Below are 12,711 nucleotides of genomic sequence, written 5' to 3'. Positions count from 1 at the left end.
ATTCTTGCTGCGAATCAGGAGCGAAGATGACGAAGAAGAGCCGCCGGACGCATTCTCCGGCATTCAAGGCGAAGGTTGCTTTGGCTGCGGTCAAAGGAGACAAGACACTGGCGGAGCTGGCGCAACTGTTTGATGTTCATCCGAACCAGATCACGATCTGGAAAAACCAGCTCCTGGAAGGCGCCGCCGGCGTGTTTGGGCATGACAAGACATCGGCCGAGACGCCGGTCGATTTGAAGGCGTTACATGCCAAGATCGGCGAGCTGGCGTTGGAAAACGATTTTTTGTCCGGCGCGCTCACCAAGGCGGGCCTGCTGAGCGCAAAGCGATGATCGACCGCGGTCATGATCTTTCTATCGTGCGCCAGGCGAAGGTCCTGAAGCTGGCTCGCAGCACGGTCTACTATGAACCTCGGCCAGTTTCGGCCGAGGACCTTGCCTTGATGCGTCGGCTCGATGAGCTGCATCTCGATTATCCCTTCGCGGGAGCGCGTATGCTGCGATCGTTGCTGCGGCGGGAGGGCGTATACGCCGGTCGCCGCCACATCGCGACGCTGATGAAGCGCATGGGGATCGAGGCGGTCTATCGTCGCCCGAACACGAGCAAGCCGGCTCCGGGTCACAAGATCTACCCGTACCTGTTGCGCGGATTGAAGATCGAGCGGCCCGACCATGCGTGGGCAATGGACATCACCTACATTCCGATGCGGCGTGGCTTCGTCTATCTCGCGGCGGTCGTCGATGTGTTCAGCCGACGGGTCCTGGCCCATCGCGTCTCGATCACAATGGAGGCGGCCTTCTGCGTCCAAGCGGTCCAGGAGGCGTTGGCGAAGCACGGCAGACCCGAGATTTTCAACACGGATCAGGGCAGCCAGTTCACCAGCCTCGAGTTCACCGATGTGCTGCTGGACGCGAAGATCGCCATCAGCATGGACGGCAAGGGCGCCTGGCGCGACAACGTGTTTGTCGAGCGGCTCTGGCGCACGGTCAAATACGAAGAAGTTTATCTCCGCGCCTACGACAGCGTGTCCGAGGCGCGAGCGTCAATTGCCAAGTATCTGGCCTTCTACAATCAGGGACGCCCTCACTCGAGCCTTGACGGGCGCACGCCCGACGAGGCTTACTTCGGCACGCAAGCTATGGTGATGGCCGCATGACCGTCGCCGACGATTTTGTCGTCGCTCTGGTCGGGCTACGCCCTCCCGACGCAACGACAAAATCGTAAAGCCCCGCGTTCAGCATAACCCGGCAGGAATCCACTTAAATCCAGCGCGGCGCTGTCCAAACAACCGGGGCCAGCTCTGAGGTCGAGGGCCGCGTCAAGGCGATCAGCGGTAACCGCAGACGCATTTAAAGTGGTCATGGGTGTGGGAATTTTCGGTTAGCGTTGCCGCTGAGCGGCTGCATTACCTCGGCTATGAGCCGATGACGGACAAGGTGTCCGTCAGGCAGTCACGGGCGCGCCCTCGAATCGCGCAACGTCGCCATGAGTGGTACATAGCAGAACGGGACCTCAACCGCAATACGAAAAGTCAAATCAAGTTTTGTTACAAGTTGTATAGTTATGGGTTTGCGCTCTACCGCCCCTCATCGACTCGTTAGTTTCGGTAGCCGAGTCGGCTACCGACCCAAAAAGTAGATACACCGCGTAGATACACGTCGAAACGGCAAGATTTTAACATATTGAAATATAATAGGAAATCTCATCATTACCTGTGGTTACATTCCGCTAGGGAGCGCCATTTAAAGAAAATAATACAATAAAATCAGCTAGATAGCCCCAGAGGGCCATTCATATTACACACCTGTTTGCACATCATTGGCATGATGACCGCAATGCTCTTTCTGTCGTCAGCGCCGCGAAGCGGCGGAATGCCGCCATTAAAAGCAGCCGATCTCCGAGTTGGGGCAGTCGCTCTCGAAATGGAGGATGGGGAGAAGCGGTAGTGGCACGTCAAGCTGCATTGCCGCCAACTCTGCCGCCGCGCCTAATCGATCGTGAGGCCTCCGCAGCATATGCCTCGGTTAGCCCGAACACGTTTGACCTTCTCGTGACGGCGGGAAGCATGCCCAAGCCGCGGGTCATTCCGGGTACGAGACGACTGGCTTGGGACGTTCGCGAACTCGAGCGCGATCGACGCTCTGCCTCACCACGGGGAAGAGCACGCGACCGGCGTTGACGCCGATGTTGGTTGGGAGAGGTAGGCCATGCCTCGCAAACTGCCACCAAACGTCGAGCGCAACGTCGTCAAGGGGCATGCGTATCTGTCGTTTCGGATCGGAAAGGCTTGGCATCTGCCACAGTACGGGGACGCCTCAACACCTGCCGGCGCGACGCGGTTCAACCGCAAGGTTCGGCAGCAACAGAGATATGCCAAACAGCGCGCCGAGCGCCTGGCCGCGATGACGCCCCGACAGCGAGCGACGCACGACGCCTGGCACCGAGCCCGTCGCCCGGGCCTATGGGAGGCTATTTGGTTTTTTCTGAGATGAAGTGTCGACTATGCCTGTTCGGCCGAATGGTGGGATTGTCCCAACGACAGCCGCCGAATTAGAAGCGATGTTGGTTGGGGATCCTATCCGATGACGCGAAGACGCTCTTCGACGTCATTGTGTTCGACGGGTCAAATCCTGCGGCCTCGGTTACGCGAAAGTCTCGTAAGAAGGCTCGCAAATGAACCGTGGCTCGCTTCGCAATCGTCAGGCCGTCGCGTGGGCAATACTTCTTGCCGGCCTCGGGCTGTTCGTCGCGCTCTATCCTCCTTGGTAAGGGCCTTTGGGGAGGCCCTGCAAACGCCCGTTGATGTGGCCGAGGAAGCTGTCACATTACTTTGACGTACAGGTGCCAATTTTGTAGGCGCTGGGATTTCGGAGCCCAGACCGGAATACGCGGCGAACGCTGCCAAGCGAATATATTCCGCTTGTGCAGCGTTCAGGATCCTCTCAATTTCGGGAGTTCGGCGTGTTTGATGCTGAAATGACTGCGCTGCTCAGGGCGGTGCTCGACGAAGTTTGCGAAAATATTCCTGTAAGCGAAACGGGCGCCAGAGCGTACGTTGCTTCGAAGCTGCTCGATGCTGCGGCACATGGACAGCTCTCAACCGACGCGTTGAAAGCGGCGGGTCGCAAGGCCTTGAACCCACCAACGATGTGGCGCTGATTATCCGCTCCACATCACTCGATCACATCGTATTCGAAGGCGACGCCCTCCGGGTCGTTCTCCTCGAACCATCGTTCCGCGGCGTCCACCGTCGCGAAGACTTGATGTGATCGACGTCGCCGACCTGCTTGGCGGTGTTCACATAGACGCCCACCGTTGTGTTCCTTTTCAAAACTCGAGCCGGCGCTGTCCGTATCTAACCCAGTGTCCGAACCTGATTTAAGGGCCTAACATGGTAGAAGGCAAGCCAGCGGGGAAAGGCGATCCCACGTCCCGCGCGGGCAACAGGAAGGCTGAGCCATTGATCAACATTGCTGAGTGCCGCGAGCAGGCTAACCACTACAAGAGACTTTCTGGCGTGAGCGGCATTTCCAAGGATCGCGCCGCCGCCCTGAAAAACATCGCCCGAAGTTTCGTGGGTTTGGCTGGCCAGCTGGATAGACTGGCTTCCCGTGCGAGGAACGAGCAGAGGTAAGCAGCCTCAGCTGATGGCCTTAGTTACCAAGGTCGGCGGTTCTTTTTTTTGACCTTGGGAAATTTACGGTGGGCGCCGGTTCACGCTGGTGGGCCTAGCACTCCCGGCGCTCAAATCCGCAATTGGATCGGCAACCGGGAGCATTGGGGCTGGAATTGCCATGCCCAGCCATGTCGGCCCTCCAAGTGACAATACGTAGAAAACCGAAGTCCGGTAGTTGTCCGGACTCCATTTTCGGAACGGGGTGTTCTACTGAAGGAACACCGGCGCGATTTGAGCACTAATTTTTTTGTTATTCCGGGAATGCCGCAGTGGGGCTGGAACCACGCTGCGGCTTTTCCCATTCGGGGCGTACTGGTCCCAGCTGCGTTCCGTCGGGCAAACACTAACCTTTGACCCCTGCGGTAGCCTGCATCATAACTGTCACATGAAGAAAGGCGACGTGACGTGCCCTGATTGTTCGGCGGGATCTCGCCGGATCGAACTTGAATCCCGCAAGGGCAACGCCGGGCACTACAAGTGCCTGATCTGTGAGCGCGTCCTAGAGGTCTTCGACGGCTCCCGGGAGATTGCTTATCGGCTCGCCGTACAGCCGTCCGACTTGCATCCTGTGAGAGAGTAAGGCCGCCTCAGTTGGCGGCGCCTTATTGGTCCCTCTTCAGCTTGCGCCGGCCCCAGTGAGGCTCTTTGCCCTTCGGGTTAAACTCCGGGACGTGGTGGCGGTTCAATGCCCGCATGACCCCGATGCTGGCAAACATACTCGGGCCTCCACCTTCATCGCGGCTTGCCATTCCGATGCGGCGTGCTCTTTCTTCGGCGACGCGGCGATGTACTCGCCGGCGTCGAGCTGCGTCACCAGTATGCGATCGCCGATCGTGATCGGATCCTCGAAACGCCGACCCCAGCCTCGTTCCGTCATTCCTTCCGCTTCAGCTCAGGTCTCGCGGCAGCAATGGCGCGTTCAACCTCGTCGGCCAGAACTGTCAGATGCTCGGCCAGCCTTGTGAACATCTCGCTTCTTGGGTTCAGTAGCAAGATCGCGGATCAAGGCGCACTCGGCAGCATCCGTGCGGAGCTTTTCTAACTGAGCCTGCATGTCCTTCATTGCGACCGGTTCCGTTCCCGATGAGGAACTATACCGCTTTGGGCACAAGTGGACAGAACTGATTGCCGGTTTTTCCTATGCTCGTCACCACCTGGCGACCCCATTACCGCCAAGGTCACCTCCAACGGCCCCGGCCTCCACACTTCAAAAGCCCCCATGGCCGGGGCCGTTTTTAAGGTGGCTACCGATAGCCCATGTCGCCGATCGGCCCTTTTGCGTTCCAGTTGAAATCCGGTCGTACGTCTGCGCCGCGCCCGGCGCAGGCGGTGCAGACGAAGCGCGGCTCGACATCTGACAGCCGAACATCGTCGGGCCAGCGATCGGTGCCGAGCGCAACGTGACGGCCGCAGGGGCAATACATGAGGACGCCGCGCAAGCCCATCTCGCGCATCTCGCCAAAGGTGATCTTGATTGGCCGACCCTCGGCGTGCGTGGGCGTGTGGCGGCGGGCAGGGTGAGGCATGCCGAGATCCAACCGCTGCGCGGGCGACAGTCAAATTATCGATTACTGGTGGCTCGGACCGCGCGCGAGCTACTGCGCGTCGTGGGTGTGGAAAAGCGCTCACTGCGATCGACAGCGGTTTTGCGCCCGCCGGCCGAGGCGGTGAACGACGAGAGCGCGGGGCTTCGGTCCCGCGCCCAGATCAGCGGAAAATGGTTGTTCCTATATTGAAGGGCTGACGGATCCGCAGGGCTCATGGGTTAGGAGCACGTGCCCGTGCCAACATTCACGGTGCGTTTGGGCGAAGCCAATCAAGGCCAGGATAATCAAAGCCACTGCGACGCATCCGGCTACAACGTTCTGCATCATGGCTGCCACTCCAGGTAAACTGTGACTGGCTTACTCGGCCAGGCTCCGCCTCGCTGCCGCGCACCGCGCTGGGCGCCCGGTCACCGAGTGATCACCGCGGACGGTGACCGGGCGGACAAGCTATCTGGCGGGCCTTCTCAAAGCGGCGTGAGAATCTGCCAGATGACCACCAGCACCACGACCACCATCATGACGTAGATAATCCTACGGCCGGTCTGGTTTATTTGGCTCATCGGATCACCCTGCACGGTTTGCCCTTCTTGCGCAGTGGCCCGCCATCTGGTGTCGGCCCTCCGAGGTGCAAGGCCCACATGATGCCACCCCCCAGCTTGCGCCCGTCTACCTCGATCGGATCATCCTCGAACGGGCGCCCCAGCCTTGATCGGTCATTGCCACGGGCTGACACCGCCTGCGCTATCTGGCGAAACCGGAGTCTAGAAGCTTCAGAGTCGAAATCGGCCACTTGCCGTCGTGGCCACCGATCGAGATCCGGAGCCCGTGCACCTCGTCAAGGAAGACGTGATCAACCGTCCCCGCCTTACCGTCGGTCAGGATAGCCCCCCTGCCGATTAGCTCCGTCTCGGCAGCATGAAGTTCTCGAAGGATGTTCGTCGCTCGTTTGGTCCAGTCATCGGACATGGTCATGCCCTACGCGGCTGGCGGATTAGTGAAGATCAGTCAGAGCGGCAGATGCATTGAGGCCATCGGCGCTTCGCGCGAATCAGTGCCGCCAACCGTCCTTGTCGAGCTCGACCCTGAAACCTTCCGGCAGCCGCGGCGTCTCGCCTTCGGTCACGACTTGCAGCGCGGCTTACTTCGGTGGGCGCAAATCGCCTTGAAGCCACCGGCCATTGGAATGCATGGAATCTTCATGCGCTGCGAATGTCGTAAGTGCGTGATTGCAGACAGCGCAGCGAAACCTGTGCAAGTCCACGCTTAGGCTTGCTGACTGCGAATGTCGAGTTCGGCCGCGTCGATCAACGCTTTGGCGGCGGCAAATTGCCCAATTAGCGTGTCGAGAACGGCGGCTTGGGCTTGGATGGTGGCGATGTTGGCAGCGATTGTTGCCATGATGGAGCATTTCGTTTTTTGCTAGGTGGGATCGTAGTCGGTCGCAGCGAAGCCGCCGAACGACGGCCACGGTGCTGCGGGTTCAGGCGCGGGCATGATCGGCTTGTAAGCCGGCTTCGGCAGCGGCGGTGGTGGTGACGGCGGCGCAGGTGGTGCGGCTGGCGCTGGCTGCTCTACACGCGAAGGGAGAGGAGCAGACGCGACCTTCACGATCGGCGGAGCCGGAAGCGCTGGAAGAGATGCTGCGCGAGCCTTGGCGCGATCGATGCGCTCTCCCAGTCCTTCCAACAGGCTAAACTCAACCCGCTCCTGGAACGCATTGACGCGAACATGCTTGCCGATCAGCTCCAGGCGGCGCAGTCGATCACTCAACCTGATCTTCTTGACGTGACCGACTTGCCTACGCTCCTCGCCCGCCCCTTCGTATAGCGCGTCGATCTCGACACCGGCAACGAGGCCTTGCCGCCAAATTTCCGGCCAAGCGTCTATGGGCTTGAGGTCGCCGCGCTCGTCGTACAGGTCAGCAAGGTCGGCTTCAGCTTCATCGGCTAGCGGCGACGATGACGAGCAGGGCCCGTGAGTGCCTCGGGCAAACGAACAGCTCTCAGCTAGCGATCGGGCTTTGCGCGCCCCTCAGAATGTCTTGCTTTCGGCAGAACAGGGCGCAACATCTGGCTTGCCATATTCACTGTCCGGACGGCGCCCGCTGGATTCATTGTACGTTACGTACAGAAGCGGCGCGTTACGAACCCAATTGACCCTTCAGGGCTGTCCCTAGAGAAAGGACATCAAATCACAGCGCTCCGCGGAGTCAGCTATGCTCCACCGCAGGCACGCGGTTAAGGAGGAGAGGATTTGATTTCGAATGAGATTCTGCCGATGATCAGCGAAACGCTCGCCGCCATGCGAACCCACCGTAACCGCATCCACCGCTATCGCCGTTTGCTTGAAACAGAGGTCGCGGGGCTTGACCGCCAGTATGTCGAAAGACGTCTGTCCGAGGAGCGATGTGCTCTCGACGCGCTAGTCTCGGCTATTTTTCCCTTGGTTTTCAAGTTCCCAAAGGCATCTACGCCTCCTAGGGAGATCGAAAGCAGTGGCGTACCAGAGCCCGGAGCCACTCAGGGTGAAGCCCGCTCTGCGTTAGAGGGTTCGCGGCGCGAGGCAAAATCAGGAGGCGCGTTCAAGAGAGCCTGCCGTGATCAAATTCAGCACAAAAATGGGAAAGTTCGCCGGATTTGTGCAGGCAGGACTGCGAAGATCAGCGGCTTCTTCCTATGACTAGTTAGATTTTCACTTTTGCATCGATCGCGCAGCTCGAATGCCGGCGAAGAAGCGCTGAATTCGAACGGGCAAACGCAGCGAGCGCTTATTCATCGCGCGCCCGAAAGGTCCGTAGCCTACGGACTCAGTCTGAAACTCTAGAAATTAGTGCGAAACATATCTCAAATGGGACTGTCCACTTTGACGCACGCAGCTATAAGTTGAGACATGGGACGATGGCGTTTTCAGCATTAGTTATGCGAACCATTTTTTGAACTGTTGCTATGCTTGAGGGTGACGAGAGAACGGGGGCAGGTCCGAAAGGAGCTTTGTTTTGCCCGAGTGAATTGCGCATCGCTCGTGGGGAACGGCCCAGTATGATTGGTACGCTTGATCTATTGGGCCGGCCTGCGATTTTGATCGATCAGAATGGCTTCGTGGCGGCTGTCAACGACAACGCGTCGAAGCTTTTCGATGACGATCTATCGGTGAAGGGACGGCGTCTGTTTGCAGCGGATGCTCAGTCACGACTGAGGCTGGACCGACTGATCACTCAGGTCCGCTTTTTGTCTGGCAAACCGGGCCGTAGCACCTTGCAAACAGTTGTCACCCGGAGTCAGCGCCGGCCGATTGTCATTGATGCCATCGTTCAGGACTGGGAAAGTGCAGGCGATCCCCTCCTCCCGGACATGGGCGCCCTTCTGATCCTGACTGATCTGAATGAAATACCTCGCGTCTCGCAGAGCTCTGTCATGGAGATCTTTGGATTGACTCCCGCGCAGGCTCGTCTCGCATCGCTGCTGGTGGAGGGAAAGTCGCTGGAAGAAATTGCATTTTATATGAACATTTCGTCGGGGACAGCGCGAAACCATCTGAAAGCTGTCTTTTTGCGAACCGGGACCAGGCGGCAAGCTGAGCTAGTCTCGCTATTGTCCCGGCTTCTATAACCCCGCCCATCCAAACTGGCCGGCCGGCTGCATTCTTCTCGCTGTGCAGGTCAACGTTTCCTGGTTTTCGATGACGGAAAGCTGACCAAGACTTAGCCAACAAGCCTACCTTGTCCATTGTGTGATGCCCGCGATACCTCGGCCTGGGCATTCGCTATGGCGGCGGTCAATTCCTCGCATTTCTGAGATTGTCTCAATGTTCCCCAAGCCGAAATCCGTCTTGTTGCCCAACACCTATGCCTTCGAATCCGAGCCGATGGTGAAGGCCACGGGTTTTCGCGAATACGACGCGCGCTGGTTGTTCCAGAAGGAAATCAACCTGATGGGGATCCAGGCGCTCGGCATGGGGCTGGGCGCGCTGATTGCGGAGCTCGGCGTCAAGCAGGAGATCGTCACCGGCCATGATTTCCGCGGCTATTCGGCCTCGATCAAATATGCGCTGATTTCCGGCCTGATGGCTGCGGGCTGCAAGGTGCACGACATCGGGCTCGCGGTGACGCCGATGGCCTATTTCGCGCAGTTCGACCTCGACGTGCCCTGCTGCGCCATGGTCACGGCCTCGCACAACGACAATGGCTGGACCGGCGTGAAGATGGGCGCCAACCGCCCGCTGACCTTCGTCCCCGACGAGATGACGCGGCTGAAGGAAATCGTGCTCAACGCCGAATTCAAGAACAAGGCCGGCGGCTCCTACCAGTTCCACGAGAACTATCCGGCGCGCTACATCGCCGACCTCACCAGCCGTCCGAAGCTGACCCGCAAGCTCAAGGTCGTCGCGGCCCGCGGCAATGGCACGGCCGGCGCGTTCGCGCCGCAGGTGCTGGAGGCGATCGGCTGCGAGGTGATCCCGCTCGACACCGAGCTCGACCACACCTTCCCGAAATACAATCCGAATCCGGAAGACATGGAGATGCTGCACGCGATCCGCGATGCGGTGCTGCATCACAAGGCCGATGTCGGTCTCGGCTTCGACGGTGACGGCGATCGCTGCGGCGTCGTCGACAACACCGGCGAGGAAATCTTCGCCGACAAGGTCGGCGTGATGCTCGCCCGCGACATGTCGGCGATCCACAAGGACGCGCAGTTCATCGTCGACGTGAAGTCGACCGGCCTGTTCGTCACCGATCCCGTGCTGCAGAAGCAGGGCGCCAAGGTCGCTTATTGGAAGACCGGCCATTCCTACATGAAGCGCCGCACCCACGAGACGGGTGCGCTCGCGGGCTTCGAGAAGTCCGGCCACTTCTTCTTCAACAAGCCGTATGGGCGCGGCTATGACGACGGCCTGGTGTCGGCGCTCGCGATCTGCGACATGCTCGACCGCGCGCCGGGCAAGTCGATGGCCGATTTGAAGAACGCGCTGCCGAAAACCTGGTCGTCGCCGACCATGTCGCCGCATTGCGCCGACGAGACCAAGTACGGCGTCATCGACCAGGTGGTGAAGCATTTTGAAGGCTTGCAGGCCAAGGGCGCCAGGATCGGCGGCCAGGCGATCCGCGATCTCGTCACCGTCAACGGCGGACGCGTCACGGTCGAGGACGGCAGCTGGGGCCTGGTGCGCGCGTCCTCGAACAAGCCCGAGCTCGTCGTCGTGGTCGAGAGCCCGGTCTCCGAGCAGCGCATGCACGACATGTTCGAGATGGTGAACAGCGTGCTGCGCACGCATGCCGCGGTTGGGGAATACAATCAGAGGATCCAAGGTGGCCTTGCTGGGCCGATCCGGCAGGCGAGGACCGATACCGAATTTGACTAATTAAGCTCGTCCAAGTTTCCGTAATCTATTTGGAGCAAGCCGTGACAACCAATCTTGTTTCTTCAGGCACGACCACGCTCAGTTCAAACTCCTCCAACAACTATCTCGTCTATGGTTCTGGCGCGCTTGTAATTGCTGCCAGCGTCATGCTTCCGGGACAATCCCTAGCGGGGATGACACCGCCCCAGTCGCTGTATCCAACCGTTCGCGCCAGAAGGGTGGAGCAGATGAGAGCGTTTCGGGCAAGATTCATCGAATAGCCGCGAAAAACGGCGTGCGTCCTTGGCATTAATCCCTCCTGGGCTCTTCGACCCGTAATCCGCGCGCCCCTCCTCTTCCAGGGGCCGTAGTACTGAAAGGCTAATCGCCATTTTTTGGTCTCAAGCGCCCTTTCACGCTGAAGTTGGGTAAGATTGAGTTACCCCGAAAATCGGTAGCAGAAAAGGAATTGCGGATTAGAAGAAAGGCAAGGCGGGCAGCTAGGCCTTAACTTGGATAGGTGGGAGGCTTTCATCCCGATGATTCAGTTATACTTCTAGTTCGCTCAGGCCGCCTGAACTGTCGTCAAAAACCTGTCGACTTCGATCCTCAGTTGCGCGCCGTTGGCGGACAGCATTTAGGCGGACAACCAAGCTGACCTGAAGCTCAGTCGGTTTCTGTTGCCCTGTCGCAAAATTACCTCGTGTAGGATCACACGCTCGGTCACAAAAACGGATTTTCCCCGTTCTACCCATTTCAATCGAAAAGACTGCTTCTCGGGTCGTTCGGGAGGCTTTTTCATGATCGGGTTGGGTTGGCGATTGGTTCACTGTCATTTGGAATCATAGCAGTTTACCCGAAACATGAAGTTAGAAGAGCTTGCGCTTCTCGTGCCTCCAGCGAGCCTAGGTACCGAGCAAATGGCGGCAGGGTCTTAACCGGCCCGGAGGGCGGATGTCTTTTGATGGCCCTTTCGAGGCCGAATTGGCGGGTTGAAGCAGCGCAAGCAAATGAAAGGCAAACTTGCCAAACTTTTTTGGCTCCAGCCTCGCCCATTTTTGCGCTTGCCAAATTGGAAGATCCAGAAGCAGCGCAAGCAAATGGCGTGCGCCATTCAAGACAAAAATTGGTCAATTGGTCACCGGCAACTTACCCTAGGGTTTCGACCGTGCCTGTGGAATTTCGAGACCTGCGCTGGGCGATCGTCGCGTCCAAGCACCGAAGCCTCCGCCAAGCGGCAGAGGCGCTCAGAATCAAGCAACCCACTCTTAGTCGCGGCCTGCGCAATCTCGAATACAGGTTGGGCGTCACTCTGTTTAAGCGTACCAATGGCGGCACACGACCTACCGTTGAAGGGCAGGAATTCCTCGAAGCTGCCCGGCGTTTCGTTGATGAGACGGAAGCAATCACGGTTCGTGGCAAGAACCGCTCGCGTGGTGAGAGCGGCCGATTGACCATCGGCATCCACACTTCCCTGTCAGCCGGCAATCTCCGGGCCACTCTCATCGAGCACCGGCACCGCTTCCCCGATGTCGACAGACAACTGGTTGACGGAGCGAGCGACCATCTGATTTCGGATCTCGCCAGCTCCGCGATTGACGTCGCCTTTGTGGCCGGCCTCAGTCCAAGGTGGAGCGACAGGTCATTGTTGCTCTGGAGCGAGCGTGTCGTTGCCGCCCTCCCCGCGAACCATCCGCTGACAGGTCGTGACGTAATTCACTGGGGCGAACTGAGGCACGAATCGCTTTTGATGTCGCAGCGAGGCCCGGGACCGGAATTCCTGAAGCTCCTTGACAGCAAATTGGGGTCTTCCGATCCTTGCCCGCTGGTTCGCCATGATGTGGTGCTCGACCGTCTTCTCTCCTTGGTCGGCGTGGACTGGGGCATTCTACTGGTATTGGAAAGTGCGACGGGCGCAGTCTATCCGGGTGTCACCTTCCGCGAGGTGCATGATGCCGAGGGGCCGACGCGGCTGAGCTTGCGCGCTTATTGGCGGCAGGACAACGCTAATCCATCGCTGCGTCCGTTGCTCGACCTGCTTCGGGAGCGCTATCCTGATATTTCCGCTGCCCCAGATGCGAGCTGAACAGCATTTCGTCGGGCCTTCGCAAAGGCGCGGTCGGTTGCGATAAAGCGCCCAACCATTGGCGA

Annotated in this window: 14 protein-coding genes and 1 pseudogene; 8 read left to right on the top strand and 7 right to left on the bottom strand. The window is 59.0% G+C overall.

Annotation, left to right across the window (positions count from 1 at the left end; all coding sequences use genetic code 11):
• Positions 1–26 precede the first annotated feature (26 nt).
• From ACE10X_RS03810 to ACE10X_RS03800, 3 genes are all read left to right on the top strand, one after another.
• A protein-coding gene (locus ACE10X_RS03810) for an IS3-like element ISRj2 family transposase (protein WP_085967575.1) occupies positions 27–1,156 on the top strand; the annotation gives its coding sequence in 2 pieces (ribosomal slippage) (positions 27–279 and positions 279–1,156; 1,131 coding nt in all).
• 1,766 nt (positions 1,157–2,922) lie between these two features.
• Positions 2,923–3,159, top strand: a complete 237-nt coding sequence (locus ACE10X_RS03805; protein WP_011090972.1) for a hypothetical protein — start codon at positions 2,923–2,925, stop codon at positions 3,157–3,159.
• A gap of 232 nt (positions 3,160–3,391) precedes the next feature.
• Positions 3,392–3,634: a hypothetical protein gene (locus ACE10X_RS03800; protein ID WP_016847170.1), complete on the top strand. Its 243-nt coding sequence runs from the start codon at positions 3,392–3,394 to the stop codon at positions 3,632–3,634.
• Positions 3,635–4,358: 724 nt separating this feature from the next.
• Here the strand turns inward: ACE10X_RS03800 and ACE10X_RS03795 are convergent.
• From ACE10X_RS03795 to ACE10X_RS03770, 6 genes and pseudogenes are all read right to left on the bottom strand, one after another.
• Positions 4,359–4,553: a hypothetical protein gene (locus ACE10X_RS03795; protein ID WP_011090973.1), complete on the bottom strand. Its 195-nt coding sequence runs from the start codon at positions 4,551–4,553 to the stop codon at positions 4,359–4,361.
• Positions 4,550–4,739: pseudogene (locus ACE10X_RS03790) on the bottom strand (hypothetical protein). The gene ACE10X_RS03795 and the pseudogene ACE10X_RS03790 overlap by 4 nt, the downstream one beginning before the upstream one ends.
• Positions 4,740–4,920: 181 nt before the next feature.
• Positions 4,921–5,202, bottom strand: a complete 282-nt coding sequence (locus ACE10X_RS03785) for a hypothetical protein (protein WP_011090974.1) — start codon at positions 5,200–5,202, stop codon at positions 4,921–4,923.
• 762 nt (positions 5,203–5,964) lie between these two features.
• Positions 5,965–6,195: a hypothetical protein gene (locus tag ACE10X_RS03780; RefSeq protein WP_016847165.1), complete on the bottom strand. Its 231-nt coding sequence runs from the start codon at positions 6,193–6,195 to the stop codon at positions 5,965–5,967.
• Positions 6,196–6,486: 291 nt separating this feature from the next.
• The gene (locus ACE10X_RS03775; RefSeq protein WP_016847164.1) at positions 6,487–6,621 is read right to left on the bottom strand and encodes a hypothetical protein; all 135 of its coding nucleotides are present in this window, start codon (positions 6,619–6,621) and stop codon (positions 6,487–6,489) included.
• A 21-nt stretch (positions 6,622–6,642) separates the two neighbouring features.
• A complete protein-coding gene (locus tag ACE10X_RS03770) occupies positions 6,643–6,993 on the bottom strand; it encodes a hypothetical protein (RefSeq protein WP_161170744.1) in 351 nt (116 codons plus the stop codon).
• A gap of 483 nt (positions 6,994–7,476) precedes the next feature.
• Between ACE10X_RS03770 and ACE10X_RS03765 the strand changes: the two genes are divergently transcribed.
• From ACE10X_RS03765 to ACE10X_RS03745, 5 genes are all read left to right on the top strand, one after another.
• Positions 7,477–7,902, top strand: a complete 426-nt coding sequence (locus ACE10X_RS03765; protein ID WP_223153798.1) for a hypothetical protein — start codon at positions 7,477–7,479, stop codon at positions 7,900–7,902.
• Positions 7,903–8,261: 359 nt separating this feature from the next.
• The gene (locus ACE10X_RS03760; protein WP_016848068.1) at positions 8,262–8,831 is read left to right on the top strand and encodes a helix-turn-helix transcriptional regulator; all 570 of its coding nucleotides are present in this window, start codon (positions 8,262–8,264) and stop codon (positions 8,829–8,831) included.
• 196 nt (positions 8,832–9,027) lie between these two features.
• Positions 9,028–10,581 (top strand): phosphomannomutase/phosphoglucomutase, encoded by a 1,554-nt coding sequence (locus ACE10X_RS03755; RefSeq protein WP_049801880.1) that lies wholly within the window; start codon positions 9,028–9,030, stop codon positions 10,579–10,581.
• Between the two features lie 41 nt (positions 10,582–10,622).
• A complete protein-coding gene (locus ACE10X_RS03750; RefSeq protein WP_125459388.1) occupies positions 10,623–10,841 on the top strand; it encodes a hypothetical protein in 219 nt (72 codons plus the stop codon).
• A gap of 683 nt (positions 10,842–11,524) precedes the next feature.
• Positions 11,525–12,646: a LysR substrate-binding domain-containing protein gene (locus tag ACE10X_RS03745; protein ID WP_011090981.1), complete on the top strand. Its 1,122-nt coding sequence runs from the start codon at positions 11,525–11,527 to the stop codon at positions 12,644–12,646.
• On the opposite strand, the gene ACE10X_RS03740 is transcribed toward ACE10X_RS03745, so the two are convergent.
• Entirely contained in the window at positions 12,610–12,705 is a 96-nt protein-coding gene (locus ACE10X_RS03740) for a hypothetical protein (protein ID WP_301309069.1), read from the bottom strand. The genes ACE10X_RS03745 and ACE10X_RS03740 overlap by 37 nt on opposite strands.
• Positions 12,706–12,711: the final 6 nt, after the last annotated feature.

The sequence above is a fragment of the Bradyrhizobium sp. Pha-3 genome (genome assembly GCF_042258325.1).
In the GTDB taxonomy this organism is placed as follows: Bacteria; Pseudomonadota; Alphaproteobacteria; order Rhizobiales; family Xanthobacteraceae; genus Bradyrhizobium; species Bradyrhizobium elkanii.
The sequence above is the reverse complement of the archived record's forward strand: the minus strand, read 5'-3'. Positions and strand labels throughout refer to the sequence as shown.